The sequence below is a fragment of the Pseudoxanthomonas kalamensis DSM 18571 genome (assembly GCF_010211745.1).
Classification (GTDB): Bacteria; Pseudomonadota; Gammaproteobacteria; order Xanthomonadales; family Xanthomonadaceae; genus Pseudoxanthomonas_A; species Pseudoxanthomonas_A kalamensis.
The window spans coordinates 1-21,532 of record NZ_PDWQ01000008.1; the positions used below are offsets into that span (position 1 = coordinate 1).

A 21,532-nucleotide genomic window follows, 5' to 3' on the forward strand; every position below is an offset into this window, starting at 1 on the left:
CAGACACCACTCTCTCGGTACGCCAGCCAGCATCTACAACCTCTCTCTCCGCAATGTCAATTGCGTTGCGGATGTTCAGCTCGGTTGTATACACGTTGATGTACGCGCCACCAAACTCATCAGGCGATTGCTGAACGCCATCCGGTGCTGCCTCTACTTGGACTACGAAGATCTCTTTCATGCAGCCTAACGCCTGAATTAAGCCGACCCGCGAAGCGGGTTCGGCTTGAATGAATTGTTAGGGCGCAACTCGCAACCGGGGAAGCGAGTGCGGAAGGTCTCATCCGCGTAGGGGCCGGCAATGCCAAGGAAGTAGATAGTCAAGGCGTAGATCCTTTGCGCCACTGGCAATACCAATGATCTGTAAATCTTGAGTAGTCCGGGCCGGATGTAACCCCAAAGCTGCGCCCCAACCAGCAATGCGAACAAGTCGATGCCAAAGGCATCAACAAACGGAACTAGCAGCCTAAGCTCCGGGTGTGAGGCGAGCAGCACGACCACCATTACAGTCGCGACGGCCATTGCCAATTTGTACCAATTCTTTCGGCTCACCTGCGTGCTCTCATTGCGCCCTAACGCCTGAATTAAGCCGACCCGTGAAGCGGGTTCGGCTTGAATGAACTGTTAGGGCTCACACCTATGATGTCTAGAAGCTTACATAACCTATCTTGGATCTTGGCGTGTGCGCTTACAGGCAACGTGGAGAGGTACGCAGATTGCCACTGTTCCAACAGTGAGTCGAAGCCTGGAAGGTGTCCAAGCTGCGCAGCAGCTATAGCCCGATACATCCTTGGCTCTAGGTTGTTATACAAGTGATGCGACCGATCTGTTGGCTTTGAGCTGAGGCCGGCAGCGCACTCTTGGAGTGATGCGTAGCGTGTGTAGAAGCCCGACAGGTCATCTTTTACTAACGTTGCGATGGAGCTGGCTACAGCGGAAATAGCATGCTCGTCTGCCGAGTTCGGCAAGAAGTAAGAGTATCGCCGCTCAGTTGATAGCGGGAATTTTTCAAGTGGAGTGTCAACGGTCGTAGTGGCACTTTGATTGTCACTGCCATAGATGAGGCCGAGTTGATTGACCGCGTTCTCTACAACGTCGTGGCGAACGCCCGCAATCAAGGAATAGTGTTGTCCCATGGCATCTCCAACCACTGTGGGACAAGTGGCCCATAGGAACTGGCTGAACCCATGAGGCTCTTTGCGGACGAATGCGTTTCGCTTTTTAATGTAGCGAAAGCCCGCGATCTCGCCAGAGTCAGAGATCGCTTTGGAGAGTCTTAGTCCGAGTGACATTTCTTGTGGGCCCTAACGCTTGAGTTAAGCGGACCCGCGAAGCGGGTTCCGCTTGAATGAATTGTTAGGCCCGTGGCAGGTTGCCAAAGACCTTGTCGAATGTTGCGGCATGCCGATTCCATAAGCTGCCGCAGATACCCTTGCAAGCATGCTCAAGATACTGAGGGTCAGACCAGTAGGACGGTAGATGTTTGACATCCTCTGGCTGGAGCCGAAAGAAAGGCTCGTGGGCGGCTCTATTGCGCAAGTCCCGCAACCAATGGAGCAGCTCATGTAGCTCCGTGTCGATGAGGTCAAGGTCACGTAGCTTTTCTATTGCTTGATGCAATGACTTGAACTCCGGAAGGTTGCGCTCTTTTGCAAGGCAGTTTGCCAGTAGCTCAATGTAGCCCGCCGTGAGGATCAGTAGCATCCGCTCCTTTTCCCGGGCGGGGAGGAATGATGTCTCCGTCGCCCAGCGGATGAAAGATGTGTCAGCTTCCAGGAACATGGGTGAGGGCCTAACGCCTGAGTTAAGCGGACCCGCGAAGCGGGTTCCGCTTGAATGAATTGTTAGGCCTCATGGCTGGCACACCGCACTGATTGAACGGATGGTCTCGCCCGAAGTGCCGACCTGAAGCCAACAAGATGATTGATGGCTGTAGTACTCGAGGAAGCTACCAGACTCCTGCTTGGCTTGAACAGGTTGACCGTAAGTAGCTACGGCCTTTGACATCGGCGCGCCCGGACAGAGGCCTGACGGCGTGCAAGCCCCAGATCCGGTTGCCGTGAGCTGGAGGACGCGGCGCTGCTTGTCCGGAGCCTGCTGCTCTAACCAACCAACGAGAACAGTGAGGTCAGAGTACTCCAGCGCGGTACCCTCGCCAGTGTCAGATTGCTTTGGCGCTGGGCCAAGCACAGCTAGCACCTGTGCCTCTGAGTCACCGAGCGCCACGCCTCCGAGACTAAGCTCACTGTCTGAGATGGCAGAAGCTGAGCCGGATGCCGATCCTGCAAAGAGTGTGACGATTGCCAGGATGCTTTTCATGAGGCCTAACGCCTGAATTAAGCCGCGCCGCGAAGCGGCGTCGGCTTGAATGAATTGTTAGGGCGCGCCCGACTTTGCCCAGAGTGGCGCAAGAGAAAGAGCCAAGGAGAGAAGCCCGAAGAAAATGGTCCCTGCCGTGCCCCATCTGGTCCAACTCGCGGCACGCGCATTCTGCTTTTGTAGTTCTGCGATATCTTCGTGCTTGATCTTCATGATGTTCGAGAGTTGGACAGCCTTTTGCCGGACGATGGCGTCGCCTGCCGGAAGTTCATTAAAGATATCAATTAGTAAAGACTTTTCCGGGTCTCGGATGTCGTTGAACGGCTCTTTCTGAGCGAGTCGCTGCCTTTCGGTTCTCAGCTCATCCAACAGCCGCAGCACGCGATCGCGTACCGAGGTGAAATCATCACTTGTCACTGAATCCCTAAGGAACTGTTTCAGCTCTGCTTCGATCTCTTCGAGATGAGTCAGGCGCACCGCATCAGGGGATTCGTGCCAAGACCTCCGGAAGTACCTGCGGCCATCCGCTTCATGTACCTCTTCTAGAAGGCGAAGTGTTACGTCGTCTCGCTTAAGAACTTCTCGAATTGGTTTTGGAACGTCCTCTTTCGATTCTTCCATCCTCATACGAGAGCGAAGATATCTCTCTCTATCGAGGAGCATTCGCATTTCCCGAGAACGTTTGATTTGCACAAAAACGACGATGAGTGTCAGCGTTATTAACACTGGCACCACATACATAGATATCGCCTCTAATCGGTCCATCCTCCCCCCTTCCCAAGGAAATGTCCAAGCGCCCTAACTACTAATAGACCCCAAATCGGGGCGTAAACGGGATTCTGGTGGCTGGCTGCGGGGTGTGTCAATCAGACAATTCCGACAGAAAACAAGGGGTTGTGCTGATATCGACGGGGGAAGTGGGATGCGACCTTGAGGGCGTTATCCGGCAAGGACGCCTGCATATGGAATATGCCCGTAAGCCTGCAGCCATATCGAATGAGTCCGTGGTCAGGCGGCATCCGCGCTTGTTGGAGGAGGTTCGCCGCAGATTGCGGGTGAAACACTACAGTTTGCGCACTGAGCAGGCCTATCTGTACTGGATTCGCAGGTATATCCATGCCAACGGAAAGCGGCATCCGCGCGAGATGGGCGGCAAGCAGGTTGAGGCATTCCTGACCCAATTGGCGACCCGCGACCGGGTTTCGGCAAGTACTCAGAACCAGGCCTTGTCGGCGCTGCTGTTCCTCTATCGGGAAGTACTGGCTCAGGATCTGCCATGGATGGAGAACGTGGTCCGCGCCAAACGTTCGCCGCGTCTGCCGGTGGTGCTCTCGCGAGCAGAAACCCGGGCTCTGCTGGCGGCACTGTCCGGGCGTGAGGCGCTACAGGCCGGCTTGTTGTACGGCAGTGGTCTGCGGTTGATGGAATGTCTGCGTTTGCGGATCAAGGACGTGGACCTGGCTCGCAACGAGATCACCGTGCGCGAGGGCAAGGGGCGGAAGGACCGACGCACGGTGTTGCCGGGCAGCCTGCGGGCGGCACTGCGGGTGCAGATCGACCAGGTGCGCGTGCTGCACTTGCGCGATCTGGAGGCGGGTTTCGGGGCGGTTTCCCTGCCTGCGGCGTTGGCGCGCAAGTATCCGAATGCGGAGAAGGAGCTTGCGTGGCAGTACGTGTTCCCGGCCATGCGCAGGGCTGTCGATCCGCTGGATGGGCGCGAGAAGCGCCATCATCTGGATGCAGGGGTGCTGCAGCGGGCGGTGCGTTCGGCGGCCCGGCTGGCCGGGATCGACAAGCCGGTCAGTCCGCACACCCTGAGGCATTGCTTCGCCACCCATCTGCTGGAAGCCGGGGCCGACATCCGCACGGTGCAGGAATTGCTGGGGCACAAGGATGTGGCCACCACGCAGATCTACACCCATGTGCTGAATCGCGGGGCGGGCGGGGTGCTGAGCCCGCTGGACCGCTGAGGCATGGCCGTGGGCGTGCCGCGGTTCGGGCTGGCGACGGCTGCTTTGCTGCTGGCGGGCGTGGGGGCTTGCCTGTGCTTGCCGCGGCTGTGGTCGTGGCCATTGCATCTGCTTGCGGTCATGACCGGCGTCGTGCTGTGGCTGCGATGGAAGCGTTGCGGCTGGCTGGGGCCTTTGCTGTTCGGTTTCGGCTGGGCCGGTTTGCAGGCCGGCTGGGCGTTGTCGCTGCGTCTGCCGCTTGAATTGGAACAACATGAAGTGAGGGTGGCTGGCACGGTGGTGGAACTGCCGGAACACGAGGCGCGGCGAACGCGTTTCCGGCTGCGAGTGGACGATGGCGCCGCCATGCCGTCGCCATTGCGGGGGCACTTGCTGCAACTGGCGTGGTACGACGATTTCGGTGCCCGCGAACCGGGGCCACGACTGGCGCTGCGCGCCGGTGCACGCTGGCAGATGACGGTCCGCGTGCGCGCGCCGCGCGGGCTGGCCAATCCGGGTGGTTTCGATGGCGAGCGCCATGCGCTGGTGCAACGGATCGCCGCCACCGGCTACCTGCGCCATGCGGATACCGCGGTCGAACTGGCGCCGCCATCCGGGCTGCAAGCCTGGCGGGAAACGATGTCGGGCCGCATCGAAACCGGCATCGACTCGCCATCAGCGCGCTTCGTGCAGGCGTTGGCGTTGGGCGATACGCGCGGGCTGGACGATGCCGACTGGCAGGTGCTGCGGGCGGCGGGGCTGACCCATCTGATCGCCATCTCCGGCTTTCATGTCGGGCTGGTGTCGGGATTGTTCGCGCTGCTGGCGGCCGGACTGTGGCGGCTGTTTCCGGCCTGGGCGCGACGGGTGCCGCGACCGCAGGCGGCGGCGATCGCGGCGTTGCTGGGGGCGTGCGGCTATGCGGTGGTGGCCGGTTTCGCGCTGCCGACGGTGCGCACGGTATTGATGATCGCGGTAGTGGCGCTGGCCCGACTGGGGCGGCGTCCGCTTCAGATGGCGTCGGCGCTGGCGCTGGCCTTGCTGGCGGTGCTGGGTGTCGATCCGCTCAGCGTGCTGCAAGCCGGCTTCTGGCTCAGTTTCGCCGGCGTGGCCTGGTTGCTGTGGTGCCTGCCGCGCGAGCGCACGCGGCCGTTGTGGCGGGAATTCCTGTCCGCGCAGGGGGTGGCTACGCTGGGACTGCTGCCGTTGACGGTGGTGCTGTTCGGCCAAGCCTCGCTGGCGGGGCCGTTGGCCAACCTGGTGGCGATCCCGTGGTGGAGCCTGGTGGTGGTACCGCTGTCGCTGCTGGGCACCGCGCTGGAGGCCGTGCACGCCGGTTGGGGCGGGTGGGCGTGGCGGGCGGCGGCGTGGTGCTTCGAACTGAGCTGGCCCGGCTTCGTGGCGCTGGCGAACAGCCGCTTCGCGTTGTGGTGGCTGCCGGAGCCGGCGTGGTTCGCGGCGCCGCTGGCCTTGCTGGGCGCCTTCTGGTGCCTGCTGCCGCGCGGGGTGCCGGGCAAGCCGCTGGCGATGCTGTTGTGGCTGCCGCTGCTGTGGCCCGACCGCGAATTGCCGGCCGAGGGGGCGGCCGAGTTGGTCGTGATCGACGTCGGCCAGGGGCTGTCGGTGCTGGTGCGCACCCGCCATCATGCCTTGCTGTACGACACCGGCCCGGCGGTCGCGGACGGTTACGACGCCGGCGAACGCGCGGTGTTGCCGACCCTGCACGCGCTCGGTGTGGCCCGACTGGACCGGGTGGTGGTCAGCCATGGCGATGCCGACCATGCCGGTGGCTATGCCTCGGTGCGGCGCGGCATGCCGGTGGGTCGGGCGCTGGCGCCGGCCGGGGCCGGGGTGGCGGAGGCGGGCGCCTGCATCGCTGGCGAAGGCTGGGAATGGGACGGGGTGCGCTTCCGCTTTCTGCACCCGTCGCCGGGGTTTCCCTATCTGCGCAACGAATCCAGCTGCGTGCTGCGGGTGGAAACGGCGCATGGTGTGGCGGCCTTGCTGGCCGGGGACATCGGCACGGTGATCGAGCAGCGGTTGCTGCATGACGATCCGGCTGCCGTGCGCGCCGAGGTGGTGCTGGTGCCGCACCACGGCAGCGGCGCGTCGTCCGGTGAGGCCTTCGTGGCCGCCAGCGGCGCCCGGCTGGCGCTGGTGTCCTCGGGCTACGGCAACCGCTTCGGCCACCCGCGGGCGGACACGGTGCGGCGCTGGCAGGCGGCCGGGGCCGAGGTGCTGGACACCCAGGCCTCCGGTGCGCTGCGGGTCTGGCTGCAGGCGGGCGAAGGCGGGCTGGCAGTGCGCGAGCGCCGGCAGGACCGGCGCCGGTTGTGGGACGCGGCCACGTTGCAGCAGCGCCGGCAGCCGCCCTGAGCGGCCGTTCCCGCAGCCGCGGGTCGAGTGACTTATCCTATGCGCTTGTGCAAAACGGCCCTGCGTGCCGAAGGATGTCGCGTGCTGGAACTGGTCAAGGCCGGCGGTTGGCCGATGATTCCCCTGCTGTTGCTGGCGGTGCTGGCGGTGGCGATCGTGGTGGAACGCTTCTGGAGCCTGCGCCGCAAGGAGGTGTTGCCGCCGGGACTGGGCGAGGAAGTGCGCCGCTGGGCCGCTTCGGGCCAGCTGGACCCGGCCCATGTCGAGTCGCTGCGCCGCAATTCGCCGCTGGGCGAGCTGCTGGCCGCCGCACTGGACGTGCGCCAGCGTCCGCGTGAGGTGATCCGCGAACGGATCGAGGACACCGGCCGCCACCTGGTGCACCGGATGGAGCGCTTCCTCAACACTCTGGGCACCATCGCCGCGGCCGGCCCGCTGCTGGGGCTGCTGGGCACGGTGATCGGCATGATCCAGATGTTCCTGGGCATCCTCGACCACGGTGTCGGCGACGTGAACCAGCTCGCCGGCGGCATCGGCAAGGCGCTGGTCTGCACCGCCACCGGCATGATCGTGGCGATCCCGGCACTGATCTTCCACCGCTATTTCCGCGGCCGGGTGGCTGGCTACGTGATCGAGATGGAGCAGCAGGCCGGGCAGTTGCTCGATGCGCTGGACAGTTCGCGCGGCGACGCGGCCAAGGCCAGGGCGGCGACGCGGGCGGCGCGGGGCTGAGCGATGCGCATCCGCGACGACCGCGCCCACGATGAGCCGGAAATCAACCTGGTGCCGCTGATCGACGTGATCCTGGTGCTGATCATCTTCTTCGTCATCACCACCACCTTCGACATGCGCTCGACCCTGCAATTGCAGTTGCCCAGCGCCAGCGAGCAGCCCGGTGACCCGGACACCCGTGCGTTGAGCGTGCTGATCAACGCCGACGGCCGCTACTTCGTCGGCGACCAGGAAGTGCTGCACACCGATGTGGATTCGCTGAAGCAGGCCATCGCCCAGGTCGCCGGCGAGGACCGCAACCGCCCGGTGCTGCTGCGTGCCGACGCGCGCACCCGGCACCAGGCCGTGGTCACCGCCTACGATGCGCTGGGCCAGTTGGGGTTCCGCCGGATCAGCATCGCCACCGCGCCGGAGCCGCAGCAATGAGTGCGGCCGGCGCCGACGCCAAGGCCAGCGCCTGGCAGGTCTATCGGCGCCTGCTCGGGCACGCGCGCCCGTACCGCGGCCTGCTGCTGCTGGCCCTGCTTGGCGCGCTGCTGGAAGCCGGTGCCGGTACCGCCTTCCTCGGCATGATGAAGCCGGTCACCGACGAGACCTTCATCGCGCGCAATACCGAAGTCGCGATGTGGCTGCCGCTGGCGATCGTCGGGCTGTTCGTGGTCCGCGGCATCGCCGGTTACGTGACCGACATGTGCATGGGCAAGGCGGCGCGCAGCATCGCCCGCGATTTCCGCGTCAACGTGCTTGGCAAGTACCTGCGGATGCCGGGACTGCGTTTCGATTCCGAACCGGTGCCGTCGATGCTGGTCCGACTGGGGTCGGACAGTGATCAGGTCGCGCAGGCGGCGGTGGACGCGGCCAAGGTGATGGTGCAGCAGTCGCTGCAGGTGATCGGCGCGCTGGCAATGATGCTGTACACCAGCTGGCAGGTGACGCTGGCGATGCTGGTGCTGGCGCCGCCGCTGTCGTGGGTGATGAACAAGGTCGCCAAGCGCTATCGGCGTATCGGCCACCGCATCCAGGAGAGCGGCGCCGACCTGCTGCAGGCCGCCGACCAGGCCCTGACCGGGCAGCAGGAGGTCAAGGTCTACGGTGCCCAGGAACTGGAGCGCACGCGTTACCGCGAACTGGCCGACCGTAACCTGAAGCTGGCGATGAAGGTGGAATCGACCCGCAGCATCGCCTCGGCGATGGTCCAGCTGATGGGCTCGGTGGGGCTGGCGGCGCTGCTGTTCATTGCCGGTCACGAAGCGGTGAAGGGGCGGCTGACCGCCGGCGAGTTCGTGGTGCTGATGACGGCGATGATGGCGGTGATTCCGGCGCTGAAGAACCTGACCAACGTGCAGAACGTGCTGCAGCGCGGGGTGGCTTCGGCCGACCGCCTGTTTGCGGTGCTGGACGCGCCGGACGAGGTCGATAGCGGCACCCGTGTGCTGGATCGCGCTCGCGGCCTGCTCGAGTTCCGCGAGGTGACGGTGCGCTATCCGGGCAGCGAGCGCGCGGCGGTGGAAGGGGTCAGCTTCGTGGCCCGCCCCGGCACGGTGACCGCCATCGTCGGCCGTTCCGGCGGGGGCAAGTCGACCCTGGTCAAGCTGATCCCGCGTTTCTACGAACCCGAATCCGGCCAGGTGCTGCTGGACGGCCATCCGCTGCCGGAATACCGGCTGGCCGACCTGCGCCGGCAGATTGCCCTGGTCGGGCAGCAGGTGATGCTGTTCGACGGCACCGTCGCCGACAACGTCGCCTACGGCGAGATGCACGGCGCCGACCCCGAACGGCTGGCGCTGGCGCTGGACGGCGCCAGCGCCAGCGAGTTCGTGCGGGCGCTGCCGGAGGGGACGCAGGCCAATATCGGCACCAAGGGCGGCCGCCTGTCCGGTGGCCAGCGCCAGCGGCTGGCGATCGCCCGCGCGATGCTGAAGGACGCGCCGGTGCTGATCCTGGACGAGGCGACCGCCGCGTTGGACAACGAATCCGAGCGGCTGGTGCAGGACGCGCTGCACAAGCTGATGCCGGACCGCACGACCCTGGTGATCGCGCACCGGCTGTCGACCATCGAGCACGCCGATCAGGTGCTGGTGCTGGACCAGGGCCGCCTGGTCGAGCAGGGCACCCACGCCGAACTGCTGGCCCGCGGCGGGGTGTACGCCCACCTGCACGGCATGCAGTTCCGCGAGGGCGCATGAGCAAACCGGCGTCCCGACTGCCGGACTGGTGGTTCGGCCAGGCCCGCGTTCCGTTGCACGCACGCCTGCTGGCTACCGTGTACGCCGGTCTGACCGGGCTGCGCCGCTGGCTGTACGACAGGCGTCTGTTGCCGTGCAAGTCGGCCGGGGTGCCGGTGCTGGTGATCGGCAACATCACCGTCGGCGGCACCGGCAAGACCCCGCTGACCATCGCCACCGTGCAGCGCCTGCAGGCGGCCGGCTGGAAACCGGGCGTCGCCAGCCGCGGCTACGGTCGCCGCGATGCCGGCAGCGCCTGCTGGGTCGAGGCGACGACAGATCCGGGCGTCGGCGGCGACGAGCCGGTGCTGGTCGCCGCGGCCACCGAGGTGCCGGTGCGGGTCGATGCCGACCGCGTTGCGGCGGCGCGCGAACTGGCCGCCGCCGGCTGCGACATCGTGGTTTGCGACGACGGTCTGCAGCACTACCGGTTGCGTCGCGATTTGGAGATCGAGGTGGTCGATGCCCGCCGCGGTTACGGCAACGGGCGCCTGCTGCCGGCCGGACCACTGCGCGAACCGCAGACGCGGGCCGAGCGTTGCGATTTCCGGGTGGTCAACTTGGGCGCCGACGCCGGCGAGGCCGGTTTCGGCAAGTGGTCGATGCGTCTGCGCGCCGACTCGGCGCAGCCGCTGCTGGGTGGTCGGCCGCGGCCGCTGGGTCTGTTCGCCGGCCAGCGCGTGCATGCGGTGGCCGGGATCGGCCACCCGCAGCGCTTCTTCGACATGCTGCGCGAACAGGGCATCGGCGTGGTGCCGCATGCCTTCGACGACCACCATCGCTACACCGCCAATGACCTGGCTTTCGGCAGCGAATTGCCGGTGCTGATGACCGAAAAGGACGCGGTGAAATGCATGGCCTTCGCCAGCGACTGGCATTACAGCGTGCCGGTACAGGCGGTGCTGCCGGAAGCGTTCTGGGTGGCCTTGCTGGAACGACTGGCTGGCAAGGCACGCAGCGGGAATGCGGTGCGCAGCAAGGATTGAAACTGTCATCCCGGCGCAAGCCGGGATCCAGCCTTTGCCCTTGCCTCTGTTTCTCAATGCGGTCATCGACAGCAAGAAGCGACCGTTGAATTCCCGCTTGTGCCGGGATGGCGAGCAAAAGCGATAATCTCTCTGCACATCACGAATCACGAACCATGTCATGACCGACTTCGTCGTCGCCATTCCGGCCCGTTACGCCTCGACCCGGTTGCCCGGCAAGCCGCTGCGCCCGATCGGCGGCGTGCCGATGGTGCTGCGGGTAGCGCGACAGGCCTTGCAGGCCGGTGCCGCTGAAGTCTGGGTGGCGACCGACGATGCGCGCATCGCCGAGGCGCTGGCCGGCAGCGAGGTGCAGGTGGCGATGACCTCGGCCGAACACGCCTCCGGCAGCGACCGCCTGGCCGAATGTGCCGCGCTGGCCGGCTGGGGCGACGACACCCTGGTGGTCAACCTGCAGGGCGACGAGCCGTTCGCGCCGGCGGCCGGCATCCGCGCGGTGGCCGAAACCCTGGCCGCCAGCGGCGCCGAGATGGCGACCCTGGCCGAACCATTGCTCGATGAAACGCTGCTGTTCGATCCCAATACCGTCAAGCTGGTCCGTCGCGACGATGGTGATGCACTGTATTTCAGCCGCGCACCGATCCCTTGGCATCGTGACGGACATATCGCCGGGATGCGCAATCCGGAGGCGGATGCCTGCCTGCGACACATCGGCATCTATGCCTATCGCGCGGGCTTTCTGCGCCATTTCGCCGGACTGCCACAGGGTCGGCTGGAGCGGCTGGAATCGTTGGAACAGCTGCGCGCGCTGGAGGCCGGTTTCCGCATCGCGGTGGCGCTGACTCCGGCGCCGTTCCCGCCGGGCGTGGACACCGAGGAAGACCTGGCCCGCGCCGAGGCCCATCTGGCGGAACACGGCGGATGAGGCTGCTGGTGGTCTGCCTGGGCAACATCTGCCGCTCGCCGATGGCCGAAGGCGCCTTGCGCGCGCGTCTGGCCGAAGCCGGGCTGGGGCCGCGGGTCGAGGTCGATTCGGCCGGCACCGGCGACTGGCATGTCGGCGAGCCGCCGGACCGGCGGGCGATCGCCTGCGCCCGCGGCCACGGTGTGGACATCGGCGGATTGCGCGCGCGCCAGCTGCAGGCGGTCGATTTCCGCCGCTTCGACTGGCTGCTGTGCGCCGACGCGCAGAACCTGCTGGACGTGCGCCGGAGCGCCCCCGACACCGCGGTCGCGGACAGCGCCCTGCTGCTGGACTGGGCCGGCCTGCAGCCGGGCGGGGCGGTGCCGGACCCGTACACCGGCGGGCGCGAGGATTTCGAGCAGGTCTGGCAACTGGTCGATTCGGCCGCGCAGGCGGTCGTCACAAGACTGTCGCAAGGCGGGGACTCCGGCATAATCCCGACATGATGGACGACGCAGCGCGCCAGACCGGGGAACCGGCGCCGGAATTGCCAAGGAGTCTGGTCTGGCTGAATGCCAGTCCCGGCTCCCTGCACGAGTTGCGCGGTTGCGCGGTCGCCCTGGCCTTCGTCAACCCCGGCTCGATCTGGTGCGCGCAGCGCCTGCACGAACTGGTCCAGCTGCAGTCGCGGTATCCCGGTCGGCTGCAGGTGCTGGCGGTCCTGGTGCCGCGGTTCGACTGCGAACGCGACGGCGACCTGGCGATGAAGCAGTTGCGCCGACGCGGGTTGACCCTGCCGATGCTGCTGGACGCCGACTGGCACGCCTGGCAGCGCTTCGGCATCGCCTCGTGGCCGACCGTGGTACTGATCGACGCCGAAGGCTGCGAGCGGGCCCGGATCGAGGGCGTGGCCTCGGCCAACCGGCTGGAACCGGCGGTGGCCTCGATCTGCGAACGCCTGCCGTCGCCGCTGGACGAGGACACCCGGCTGCCGCCGGAAACCCATCCGGAGCCGCGCCTGCCGCTGCGGTTCCCGACCGCGGTGGTGGCGACGGCCGAACGCCTGTACATCGCCGACAGCGGCCATCACCGGGTGCTGGAGTGCAACCACGCCGGGCGCGTGCTGCGCCAGTTCGGCATGGGCACCGCCGATTTCGCCGATGGCGAAGGCGAACTGGCCGCCTTCCGCCGGCCGCAGGCGCTGGCGCTGGGGCGCGAGACCCTGTACGTGGCCGATACCGGCAACCACGCGTTGCGGCGGATCAGCCTGGGCAGCGGCCAGGTCGACACTCTGTGCGGCAGCGGCAAGCCGGGCGCCACCACGGAAGGACGGATCGACAACCCGCGCGCGGTCGCGCTGGATCATCCGACCGGCCTGGTCGCCACCAACAGCGAGCTGTACCTGGTCCAGTCCGGCGCCAACAGCATCTGGCGCTACGACCTGGGCACCCATGTGATCGACAGGCTGGCCGGCTCCGGCCAGCTGGGGATGCGCGACGGGCTCGGCGGCATGGCCAGCTTCGCCCAGCCGGCCGGACTGGCGCTGGTGCAGCAGGCGCTGTACGTCAGCGATGCGCTGGGCTCGGCGATCCGTTCGCTGCAACTGCGCAACCAGACCGTGCAGACCCTGGTCGGCCGCGGCATCTGGGAGTTCGGCCAACAGGACGGCAGCCGCGAACAGGCGCTGATGCAGTACCCGCAGGGCATCGCCCTGAACCCCGGCGCGCCGCAGCTGTGGATTGTCGATGCCGGCAACGGCAGCCTGCGCAGCCTGCGCCTGGGCGGCGGCGTCGTCTCGACCGTGGACCTGCCACGCCCGTTGCGCGGGGCCTGCGGGTTGTCGGTGGCGGCCGGCAAGTTGTGGATCGCCGAAACCGACGCCCACGCCATTCTCTGTTTCGACCCGGCCAGCGGAGAACTGCAGCAGATCCCCGTGGGCGAATGAGCGCGGAAACCCCCGCCTTCGACGGCAAGGCCTTCGCCGCCGGCCTCAGCACCGCGCCCGGCGTGTACCGGATGTACGCCGACGACGACAGCGTGCTGTACGTGGGCAAGGCCAAGGCCCTGCGCAACCGGGTGTCCAGCTATTTCAACGCCACCCCGAAAAGCACGCGGATCATGCTGATGCTGTCGCAGGTGGCGCGGATGGAGGTCACCGTCACCCGCACCGAGGGCGAAGCGCTGCTGCTGGAGAACCAGCTGATCAAGTCGCTGGCGCCGCGCTACAACGTGCTGCTGCGCGACGACAAGAGCTACCCCTACGTACTGCTGACCCAGGAAACCTGGCCGCGGATCGCCGTGCATCGCGGCGCGCGCGCGGTGCGCGGACGCTATTTCGGCCCGTATCCGGGCGTGACCGCGGTACGCGAGACGCTCAACCTGATGCAAAAGCTGTTCAAGCTGCGCAACTGCGAGGACAGCGTGTTCCGCAACCGCACCCGGCCGTGCCTGCAGTACCAGATCGGCCGCTGCAGCGCCCCGTGCGTGGAACGGATCAGCGAGGACGAATACGCCGAGTCGGTGCGGCGCGCAATATTGTTCCTGGAAGGCCGCAGCGACGAACTGAGCGGCGAACTGACCGCCACGATGGAGCAGGCCAGCGCGCGGCTGGACTTCGAGCAGGCCGCGCGCCTGCGCGACCTGATCGCCTCGATCCGCAGCCTGCAGGCGCGGCAGTACGTGGACGGCCATGCCGCCGATCTCGACGTGCTCGCCTGCGCCATGCAGCACAGCAGCGCCTGCGTGCTGCTGCTGGCCTTTCGCGACGGCCGCAACCTGGGCACGCGCGCGTTCTGGCCGCGCACCAACGGCGAGGAAAATGCCGCCGAAGTGCTCGGCGCCTTCGTCTCGCAGTACTACGCCGAGCAGGTGCCGCCGGCCGAGATCGTGCTCGATCGCGAGATCCCGGACGCGGACCTGATCGCCGATGCGCTGGCCGCCGAAGCCGGGCGCAAGGTGCTGCTGAAGTGGAACGTGCGCGGCGACCGCGCCGGCTACCTCGACCTGGCCCGCCGCAATGCCGAACTGAGCCTGGCCAACGAGCTGTCCAGCCGCGATGCCCAAGGCGCGCGCAACGAAGCGCTGCGCGAGCTGCTGGACCTGCCGGACATTGCATCGCGGATCGAATGCTTTGACATCAGCCACACCATGGGCGAGGCCACCGTGGCCAGTTGCGTGGTGTTCGGCCCGGAAGGCGCGCTGCGCGGGCAATACCGCCGCTTCAACATCTCCGGCATCCAGCCCGGCGACGACTACGCGGCCATGCACCAAGCGCTGGAGCGGCGTTTCCGCCGTGCGGTGGAAGAGGGTGGCGTGCTGCCCGACGTGCTGCTGATCGACGGTGGCGCCGGCCAACTGGCGCAGGCGCGGCAGGTGCTGGCCGATCTGGGCGTGGAAGGGGTGGCCCTGGTCGGGGTCGCCAAGGGCGAGGAACGCCGCCCCGGCCACGAGACCCTGGTGCTGGCCGACGGGCGCGAATTGCGCCCCGGCGCGGCTTCGCCCGCGCTGCAGCTGATCCAGCAGGTGCGCGACGAAGCGCACCGCTTCGCCATCACCGGCCACCGCGGCAAGCGGCAGAAGGCGCGCATGACCAGCAAGCTGGAAGACATTCCCGGCATCGGCCCGCGCCGCCGCGCCGGTTTGCTGAAGCATTTCGGCGGGCTGGCCGGACTGAAGGCTGCCGGCGCCGACGAGATCGCCCGGGTCGACGGGATCAATGCAGCACTGGCTCAGCGAATCTACGCTAACCTGCACGGGCTGGATTCGCCGGCGGCTTCCCCGACGCAAAACGACGACTGAATGAAATTGACCATCCCCACCTGGCTGACCTTGCTGCGGATCGCGATGATCCCGGTGCTGGTGCTGGTGTTCTACCTGCCGTACAAATGGACCAACTTCGCCGCGGTGTTCGTGTTCCTGCTGGCGGCGGTGACCGACTGGCTGGACGGCTGGATCGCACGCCGCTACGACCAGGGTTCGGCGTTCGGTGCCTTTCTCGACCCGGTCGCCGACAAGCTGATGGTGGCGGTGGCGCTGTTCCTGATCGTGCAGGGGCACAACACGGTGTGGATGGCGATCTGGGCGGCGATCATCGTTGGCCGCGAGATCGCGGTTTCGGCCTTGCGCGAGTGGATGGCCGAACTCGGCCAGCGGGCCAAGGTCAAGGTGGCCGCCCTCGGCAAGATCAAGACCGTAGTGCAGATGACCGCGCTGGCCTGCCTGCTGTATTCGATCGTGCCGAACAGCCCGTTGCCGCCGGGCAGCGGCATCTGGATGGGCAAGTGGGCGTTCATGGCCGGCGACTGGCTGCTGGCGTTCGCCGCGTTGCTGACCCTGTGGTCGGGCCTGCAATACCTGCACGCAGCCTGGCCCAGCCTGCGCGAGGACGAGCAGGCGGCGGTTGACAGTTCCCGCAGGGACGGTAAAATTCCGCCTCTCTCGACGCGGGAATAGCTCAGTTGGTAGAGCACGACCTTGCCAAGGTCGGGGTCGCGAGTTCGAGTCTCGTTTCCCGCTCCAGATTCGCCCGGTTCCGTGCAGACCGTTTCGGTCCGCCGGCCAGGCACGCAAACCCCGGCAACGGGGTTTTGTTTTGTCGGCGCTTGAAAAGCCGCCGGCCTTGCGCCAGTCTCGGCGCCGTCACCGGCCTGGTGGCAGAGTGGTCATGCAGCGGACTGCAAATCCGCGTACGCCGGTTCGATTCCGACCCAGGCCTCCATGTTCTTCCGCCCGCGCGGGCGCGTCAGAACTTGGACGCGGTGCGCTTCTCGCATTCGCCCGACAGCGTGTACAGCAGTTGTCCGTCGGCGCTCATCCGCTCCAGCAGCAGTTCGCCGGTGTAGCGGTCGATCAGGGCCGTGGTCGCAGGCTGGCGGGCGTGCTGGTTGTCCGGTCTCAGACTGAGAAGGATCGTGGTGTCGTTGGCCTGCAGCGACGGCGTCAGGCCGTTGGCGTCGTCGGCAGTCCCCAGGGGGGCGCGGTCGATGATTTTCGACAGGCCCTCCTGATAGGTCAGCAGACCGTTGATGTAGCGGATCTGGATGTAGGTACCGACGTAGTGCTTGGCCGCCTTGGCCGCCTGATGCTGGGCCAGCATCCGTTCGCTGTCGACCTTGATCAGGTAGTCGGCCCCGCTGCTGGGCGAATACCTGGCCGACACCGACTTCAATACCAGTGCCAGGTCCGGGCGCGCCTTTGCCGCGGTCTGCAGTTGGTGCGAGGCGAAGCGGTCGAACTCGGAAATGCCCAGACTGCCGCGGTCGCGCTCCAGGCTCTTGGCCGCCAGCGTCTGCTCGAACTCGTTGACCCAGGCTGCGTCTTCGCGGTCGAGCTGATGGCGCGCGGTTTCCGCGCTGGCGACGAAAGCCGGCGGCGACCAGTTCTGCACGTGGCAGACCAGCGGCAGGTCGTTGTTCGGGGTGGCCGCACGCGCCAGCGTCAGCGCGGCAAGCCAGAGCTGCGGTAGCAAGGCGGGCTCCTGGGTTCGGTCGGTGTGGCCGGTATTGCGCCGGTATGCATCCGCGGACGATCGCCGGCGAAGACCTGCGCAGCTTACCGCACGGCCCCGCTACCTGCATGGACGAAAGCTGTATGGGTGCCTTGCGGCACCGATAGGCGGATCGGGGCCATACCAGTATCATGCCAGCCGGCACCGCCGCGCGCCGCCATGCCCGGATGGCGAAATTGGTAGACGCAGCAGACTTAAAATCTGCCGGCCGCAAGGCCGTACCGGTTCGATTCCGGTTCCGGGCACCACGCGGGCGCCCACGTAGGCCTCAGCGGTCCCGTTTTTCCTCTTCGCGCACCTTGCGGGCGATGAACAGCGCCACGCCGAACACGATGCCGACCATCAGGATGCTGCCGCCGATCGCCAGCCAGCCGACCGGTTCCATCAGGATTTCGCGCAGGACAGGGTGCATTTGCTTGCTCCACGGGTGGCTCCGGCGGCACCATCGCACCGCTCCGGGTCCGCGACATTGATCGGGATCAAATCCGCCGCCAACGGCGACGAACGGCTGTTGGCTTAGAATTCCGGCGGTGTTCTCCCGGAGGAAGCCGGACGATGATGCGGTATCTCGCCTTTGCCGCCAGCATCCTGTTGCTGCTGCTGTCGCTGACCCTGGCCCTGCATTGGCCGGGATGGTGGTGGGGCGCGGGCGCGTTCGGCGCGCTGGTCGTGCTGGGGTGCTGGGACATGCTGCAGCGGCGCAGCACCCTGCGCCGCAACTATCCGCTGCTGGCGCACTTCCGCTACGGGCTGGAGTCGGTCGGCCCGGAGATGCGCCAGTACTTCATCGAAGGCGACACCGCCGAGGTGCCGTTCTCGCGCCAGCAGCGTTCGCTGGTGTACCAGCGGGCCAAGGGCGTGCTGGACATGGTGCCGTTCGGCAGCCAGAAGGGCGTCTACAGCATCGACTACGAGTGGCTGAACCATTCGATGGTGCCGCAACACGTCGAGTCGCACGATTTCCGCATCGTGATCGGCGAAGCGGCCGCGCAGCCATATTCGGCCAGCGTGTTCAATATCTCGGCAATGAGCTTCGGCTCGTTGTCGGCCAACGCGGTCCGCGCGCTCAACGAAGGCGCGCGCCGCGGCGGTTTCTACCACGACACCGGCGAAGGCTCGATCTCGCCGTACCACCGCGAACCCGGCGGTGATCTGGTGTGGGAAATCGGTTCGGGCTATTTCGGCTGTCGCGACGCGCACGGCCGCTTCTCGGAAGAGAAATTCGCCGAGAACGCGGCCTCGCCGCAGGTGAAGATGGTCGAGCTGAAACTGTCGCAGGGCGCCAAACCGGGTCACGGCGGGGGACTGCCGGCGGCCAAGGGCAGTGCCGAGATCTCTGCCACCCGCGGGGGACCGATGGGCCAGGACTGCGTGTCACCGGCCAGTCATTCGGCGTTCTCGACGCCGCTGGAGCTGCTGCAGTTCGTGGCTCGCATGCGCGAGCTGTCCGGCGGCAAGCCGGCCGGGTTCAAGCTGGCCATCGGCCATCCCTGGGAATGGTTCGGGATTGCCAAGGCGATGCAGGAGAGCGGGGTGCTGCCGGACTTCATCGTCGTCGATGGTGCCGAAGGCGGCACCGGCGCGGCGCCGGCGGAATTCATCGACCATGTCGGTGTGCCGATGCACGAGGCGCTGATGCTGGTGCACAACACCCTGGTCGGGTTGAACCTGCGCGAACGCATCCGCCTCGGCGCGGCCGGGCGTATCACCAGCGGCTTCGACATCGCCCGCACCATCGCGCTGGGCGCGGACTGGTGCAATTCGGCGCGCGGCTTCATGTTCGCGCTGGGCTGCATCCAATCGCAGAGCTGCCACAACGACCGCTGCCCGACCGGCGTGGCCACCCAGAACCCGTCGCGCTGGAAGCATCTTGACGTGGCCGACAAGGCCAACCGCGTGCACCTGTTCCACGACAACACCCTGAAGGCGCTGCGCGACCTGCTGGGTGCGTCCGGGTTGACCCATCCGGAGCAGCTGGGGCCGGAGCACATCATCCGCCGGGTGTCCCCGACCGAGGTCCGCTCGCTGGCCGCGCTGTACAACTTCCTGCAACCCGGCGAACTGCTGGCGGAGGTGCCCCGGCACGCGGTATTCCGCAATTTCTGGCAGGACGCGCGCAGTGATTCGTTCGTGCCGCCGGACACGGTGCTGCGGTTGCGCGACACCCGGGTCCGCTGAATGTCCGCGAGGGGCGGGGGGAATTGACCGGCACAAGCCCGGCCAGTACCATTTGCGCCCCGATTCGGGCCAGCGCACGGCTGGGTCCAGTCTTCGGGCGGTTAGCTCAGCGGTAGAGCACTGCCTTCACACGGCAGGGGTCACAAGTTCGAACCTTGTACCGCCCACCATTCCGGATTCCCTTCTTTCCCGCTACAGGCCATCAGTCGGTGCGCACGGCTGCGGCTGGCGCTGTCTGCAGAGGCGTGCCGGCGGATTCGTCCAGCAGCGAGACATCTTCGACACGGTATTCGCAACCCAGCAGGACGTTGCCCTGCAGGCCGGGCAGGTCGGTGGCGTAGGCAACCAGGGTGTGGCGTTCGTCCAGCAGCGCCGGCATCGGGGTTTCCGCCGAGTCCTGCAGGAAGGCGTCGATGCGCGCGGTGACCGCGTCGAGGTCGCCGCGCACGGCCAGCATGATCCGGTTGCCGGTGATCGCCACCGCATCGCTTTCATTGCCCCAGGCGCGGACCGGAGTGTGCAGCAGGTACACGTCCATGGCCGGATCGGAATACTGGCGCCAGACCTGGGTAAAGTCATCGGGGCGGGCGCGATGCAGTTCCGTCACCAGCGCCGGCAACAGGGCGTCGTCGGCGCGGCAGTTCAGCGCCGCGTCCAGCGGGTCCACCAATAATGCGAACGTCGGTGCCTGCGCGAGTGCAGCCCAGGGCAGCAGCAGCGACAGCAACAGGGCAGGTGTGCGGCAGGATGCGGGTTTCAACGGCATCGGGGCTTCCATGCGCGGCAGGAATCTTCGGTGGCTTGTGACGGATCCACACCGAGTCAAGACGCGCGGGACGCTGGAAAGCGGCCAGTCGGGCCGCGGAGCGGTTCAACCGCGGTAGGCCCGGATCAGCATGTCCAGATGCTCGCGCTCGGCGTCGCCCAGGAACGGCGCCAGCAGCCGCATCACCTGCACGATCCCCTGGCCGATAGCGTCCTGCTCGTTGTGCTCGCCGCGCGTGGCGGCGTAATTGAGCCAGAAGGTGGAGATGACCAGTACGTTGGTAGCCACGTCGGCCTGTTCGACGGTGGTGGCACGGATCGCACCGCCTTGTTGCAAACCATGCAGGACCGTCAGGATGTTGCGCTCGGCCCGCTGCAGGATGCGTGCGAAGCGCAAGCGCAGGCGGCGGTTGCGACTGAGGATTTCCACCAGGTCGCGATACAGGAAGCGATAGTCCCAGATGCATTCGAACACCAGATGCAGCTGCAGCCAGATGTCCTCGAGTCCCGGCGGTTCATCCCGCGGCAGCGACAGTGCGGCGTCCATCCGCGCTTCGTAGCGGGCGAACAGCTGCTCGATGATGTCGTCCTTGCTACGGAAGTGGTAGTACAGGTTGCCGGGACTGATGCCGAGTTCGTCGGCGATGCGGTTGGTGGTGACGTGCGGCTCGCCGTCGCTGTTGAACAGGGCCAGGGCGCCGTCGAGGATGCGTTGGCGGGTATCGCGGGGCATCGGCGGCGGGCGGCGCGGTCTCAGCCGGCCAGTTTGCGCACCAGTTCGACGTATTTCTTCTGCGCATCGGCCGGGCGCATTCCCTTCAGGCTGGCCCAGGCTTCGTACTTGGCAGTGCCGACGAAATCGAAGAATCCCGGTTTCTCGCCGCCGATATCGCCCTCGCTGCCCTGCTTGTACAGCGCATACAGGCGCAGCAGGGTTTCGTTGTCGGGGCGGACGTCCAGCTGCTGCACGTCGCGGGTGGCTGCGTCGAAGGCGGCTTTCTGATCGGCCATCGGCCTCATGTCCCTGCCGGTGATGCGTCTGGCGGCATGACAGCACGCACGCCGCGAGGGGTCAACACGGGTCCGATGCGCGATTACTGCGCCGTCGGGCACTGCCGCCAGCGGATGGCCTCGCCGCTGCCCGGCGGAGGGTTCAGTTGCACCCGGATCAGGCCGATGTCGGGATGGCGGGCCAGTTCTTCGCAGACGGCCTTCAGTGCCTCGTCTTCGCTGGCGATGCGATCCACCGACAGCGTGGAGCGGGAATTCCACATCGCGTTCCTGATGCCGCCACGGGCTGCCAGCGCGCGCGCCAATGCGACCCGCTGGCGTTCCAGTTCTGCCTCGTCGGGCAGTGCGGCGGGATTGTCTGCCGTAACGGCCGTCGCGGGGGCCGCGGCTGAAGCAGCCGGCATAGTGCTGGCGGCAGGGGGCGGCAGGCTGGGCGGGGGGCGCGCCCCCACGGCAGGGCATGCGGCCATGGAGAGCGACAGTCGCAGCAAAGAGCGTGAAGCCGTTGGCCTGGCGGGCCCGTGAGATAACACGGTGGCGGACAACTGGCAAGGACAGGGTGGATGCCCATACGCGACCTG

General features: G+C 66.6%; 21 protein-coding genes, 4 tRNA genes and 1 pseudogene. 16 read left to right on the forward strand and 10 right to left on the reverse strand.

Going from position 1 to position 21,532, the window contains the following annotated elements; all coding sequences use genetic code 11:
• From CSC70_RS13335 to CSC70_RS13350, 4 genes are all read right to left on the reverse strand, one after another.
• A partial coding sequence (locus CSC70_RS13335; RefSeq protein ID WP_211369499.1) for a hypothetical protein occupies positions 1 to 181 on the reverse strand: 181 nt, incomplete at its 3' end.
• A gap of 17 nt (positions 182 to 198) precedes the next feature.
• Positions 199 to 522, reverse strand: a complete 324-nt coding sequence (locus tag CSC70_RS13340; RefSeq protein ID WP_211369500.1) for a hypothetical protein — start codon at positions 520 to 522, stop codon at positions 199 to 201.
• Positions 523 to 1,356: 834 nt separating this feature from the next.
• Positions 1,357 to 1,782, reverse strand: a complete 426-nt coding sequence (locus tag CSC70_RS13345) for a DUF4145 domain-containing protein (RefSeq protein WP_162457142.1) — start codon at positions 1,780 to 1,782, stop codon at positions 1,357 to 1,359.
• Positions 1,783 to 2,376: 594 nt separating this feature from the next.
• A complete protein-coding gene (locus CSC70_RS13350) occupies positions 2,377 to 2,940 on the reverse strand; it encodes a hypothetical protein (protein ID WP_162457143.1) in 564 nt (187 codons plus the stop codon).
• A gap of 341 nt (positions 2,941 to 3,281) precedes the next feature.
• On the opposite strand from CSC70_RS13350, the gene CSC70_RS13355 reads away from it, so the two are divergent.
• The 13 genes and pseudogenes from CSC70_RS13355 (at position 3,282) to CSC70_RS13415 (ending at position 16,208) form a co-directional block, all read left to right on the forward strand.
• Complete coding sequence (locus CSC70_RS13355) at positions 3,282 to 4,289, forward strand: integron integrase (protein WP_162457144.1); 1,008 nt, start codon at positions 3,282 to 3,284, stop codon at positions 4,287 to 4,289.
• Positions 4,290 to 4,292: 3 nt separating this feature from the next.
• Positions 4,293 to 6,832: pseudogene (locus CSC70_RS13360) on the forward strand (DNA internalization-related competence protein ComEC/Rec2); the annotation flags it as partial.
• Positions 6,726 to 7,376 carry a MotA/TolQ/ExbB proton channel family protein gene (locus tag CSC70_RS13365; RefSeq protein WP_211369501.1) on the forward strand — a complete coding sequence of 217 codons (651 nt, stop codon included), beginning with the start codon at positions 6,726 to 6,728 and terminating at the stop codon, positions 7,374 to 7,376. The pseudogene CSC70_RS13360 and the gene CSC70_RS13365, both read left to right, overlap by 107 nt.
• Before the next feature lie 3 nt (positions 7,377 to 7,379).
• Positions 7,380 to 7,802 carry an ExbD/TolR family protein gene (locus CSC70_RS13370; RefSeq protein WP_162457147.1) on the forward strand — a complete coding sequence of 141 codons (423 nt, stop codon included), beginning with the start codon at positions 7,380 to 7,382 and terminating at the stop codon, positions 7,800 to 7,802.
• Entirely contained in the window at positions 7,799 to 9,562 is a 1,764-nt protein-coding gene (gene msbA / locus CSC70_RS13375) for a lipid A export permease/ATP-binding protein MsbA (RefSeq protein WP_162457148.1), read from the forward strand. The genes CSC70_RS13370 and msbA overlap by 4 nt, the downstream gene beginning before the upstream one ends.
• A complete protein-coding gene (gene lpxK, locus CSC70_RS13380) occupies positions 9,559 to 10,587 on the forward strand; it encodes a tetraacyldisaccharide 4'-kinase (RefSeq protein WP_162457149.1) in 1,029 nt (342 codons plus the stop codon). The genes msbA and lpxK overlap by 4 nt, the downstream gene beginning before the upstream one ends.
• A 160-nt stretch (positions 10,588 to 10,747) precedes the next feature.
• Positions 10,748 to 11,512 (forward strand): 3-deoxy-manno-octulosonate cytidylyltransferase, encoded by a 765-nt coding sequence (kdsB, locus tag CSC70_RS13385; RefSeq protein ID WP_162457150.1) that lies wholly within the window; start codon positions 10,748 to 10,750, stop codon positions 11,510 to 11,512.
• Positions 11,509 to 11,997, forward strand: coding sequence for a low molecular weight protein-tyrosine-phosphatase (locus tag CSC70_RS13390; protein WP_162457151.1), 489 nt, complete (start codon positions 11,509 to 11,511; stop codon positions 11,995 to 11,997). Before kdsB ends, CSC70_RS13390 begins: the two co-directional genes overlap by 4 nt.
• Positions 11,994 to 13,436: a hypothetical protein gene (locus CSC70_RS13395; protein ID WP_425501588.1), complete on the forward strand. Its 1,443-nt coding sequence runs from the start codon at positions 11,994 to 11,996 to the stop codon at positions 13,434 to 13,436. The genes CSC70_RS13390 and CSC70_RS13395 overlap by 4 nt, the downstream gene beginning before the upstream one ends.
• Positions 13,433 to 15,289, forward strand: a complete 1,857-nt coding sequence (uvrC, locus tag CSC70_RS13400) for an excinuclease ABC subunit UvrC (RefSeq protein ID WP_162457152.1) — start codon at positions 13,433 to 13,435, stop codon at positions 15,287 to 15,289. Before CSC70_RS13395 ends, uvrC begins: the two co-directional genes overlap by 4 nt.
• Positions 15,290 to 15,943, forward strand: coding sequence for a CDP-diacylglycerol--glycerol-3-phosphate 3-phosphatidyltransferase (gene pgsA / locus CSC70_RS13405; protein WP_162457153.1), 654 nt, complete (start codon positions 15,290 to 15,292; stop codon positions 15,941 to 15,943).
• Positions 15,934 to 16,009: transfer RNA gene (locus CSC70_RS13410), tRNA-Gly, on the forward strand. The genes pgsA and CSC70_RS13410 overlap by 10 nt, the downstream gene beginning before the upstream one ends.
• A gap of 125 nt (positions 16,010 to 16,134) precedes the next feature.
• Positions 16,135 to 16,208: transfer RNA gene (locus CSC70_RS13415), tRNA-Cys, on the forward strand.
• Positions 16,209 to 16,232: 24 nt separating this feature from the next.
• On the opposite strand, the gene CSC70_RS13420 is transcribed toward CSC70_RS13415, so the two are convergent.
• Positions 16,233 to 16,958, reverse strand: a complete 726-nt coding sequence (locus CSC70_RS13420) for a hypothetical protein (RefSeq protein WP_162457154.1) — start codon at positions 16,956 to 16,958, stop codon at positions 16,233 to 16,235.
• Between the two features lie 200 nt (positions 16,959 to 17,158).
• On the opposite strand from CSC70_RS13420, the gene CSC70_RS13425 reads away from it, so the two are divergent.
• A tRNA-Leu gene (locus tag CSC70_RS13425) sits at positions 17,159 to 17,245 on the forward strand.
• Positions 17,246 to 17,265: 20 nt separating this feature from the next.
• On the opposite strand, the gene CSC70_RS13430 is transcribed toward CSC70_RS13425, so the two are convergent.
• The gene (locus tag CSC70_RS13430; protein WP_162457155.1) at positions 17,266 to 17,409 is read right to left on the reverse strand and encodes a hypothetical protein; all 144 of its coding nucleotides are present in this window, start codon (positions 17,407 to 17,409) and stop codon (positions 17,266 to 17,268) included.
• A gap of 143 nt (positions 17,410 to 17,552) precedes the next feature.
• Between CSC70_RS13430 and CSC70_RS13435 the strand changes: the two genes are divergently transcribed.
• Positions 17,553 to 19,175 (forward strand): FMN-binding glutamate synthase family protein, encoded by a 1,623-nt coding sequence (locus tag CSC70_RS13435; RefSeq protein ID WP_162457156.1) that lies wholly within the window; start codon positions 17,553 to 17,555, stop codon positions 19,173 to 19,175.
• 95 nt (positions 19,176 to 19,270) lie between these two features.
• Positions 19,271 to 19,345, forward strand: a tRNA-Val gene (locus tag CSC70_RS13440).
• Positions 19,346 to 19,377: 32 nt separating this feature from the next.
• On the opposite strand, the gene CSC70_RS13445 is transcribed toward CSC70_RS13440, so the two are convergent.
• The 4 genes from CSC70_RS13445 to CSC70_RS14625 form a co-directional block, all read right to left on the reverse strand.
• On the reverse strand, positions 19,378 to 19,941 hold the full coding sequence (locus CSC70_RS13445) for a hypothetical protein (RefSeq protein WP_162457157.1): 564 nt from the start codon (positions 19,939 to 19,941) through the stop codon (positions 19,378 to 19,380).
• A gap of 105 nt (positions 19,942 to 20,046) precedes the next feature.
• Positions 20,047 to 20,673 carry a TetR/AcrR family transcriptional regulator gene (locus tag CSC70_RS13450; protein ID WP_162457158.1) on the reverse strand — a complete coding sequence of 209 codons (627 nt, stop codon included), beginning with the start codon at positions 20,671 to 20,673 and terminating at the stop codon, positions 20,047 to 20,049.
• Positions 20,674 to 20,693: 20 nt separating this feature from the next.
• On the reverse strand, positions 20,694 to 20,951 hold the full coding sequence (locus CSC70_RS13455; RefSeq protein WP_162457159.1) for an acyl-CoA-binding protein: 258 nt from the start codon (positions 20,949 to 20,951) through the stop codon (positions 20,694 to 20,696).
• Between the two features lie 83 nt (positions 20,952 to 21,034).
• Entirely contained in the window at positions 21,035 to 21,355 is a 321-nt protein-coding gene (locus CSC70_RS14625) for a hypothetical protein (RefSeq protein ID WP_211369502.1), read from the reverse strand.
• Between the last annotated feature and the right edge of the window lie 177 nt (positions 21,356 to 21,532).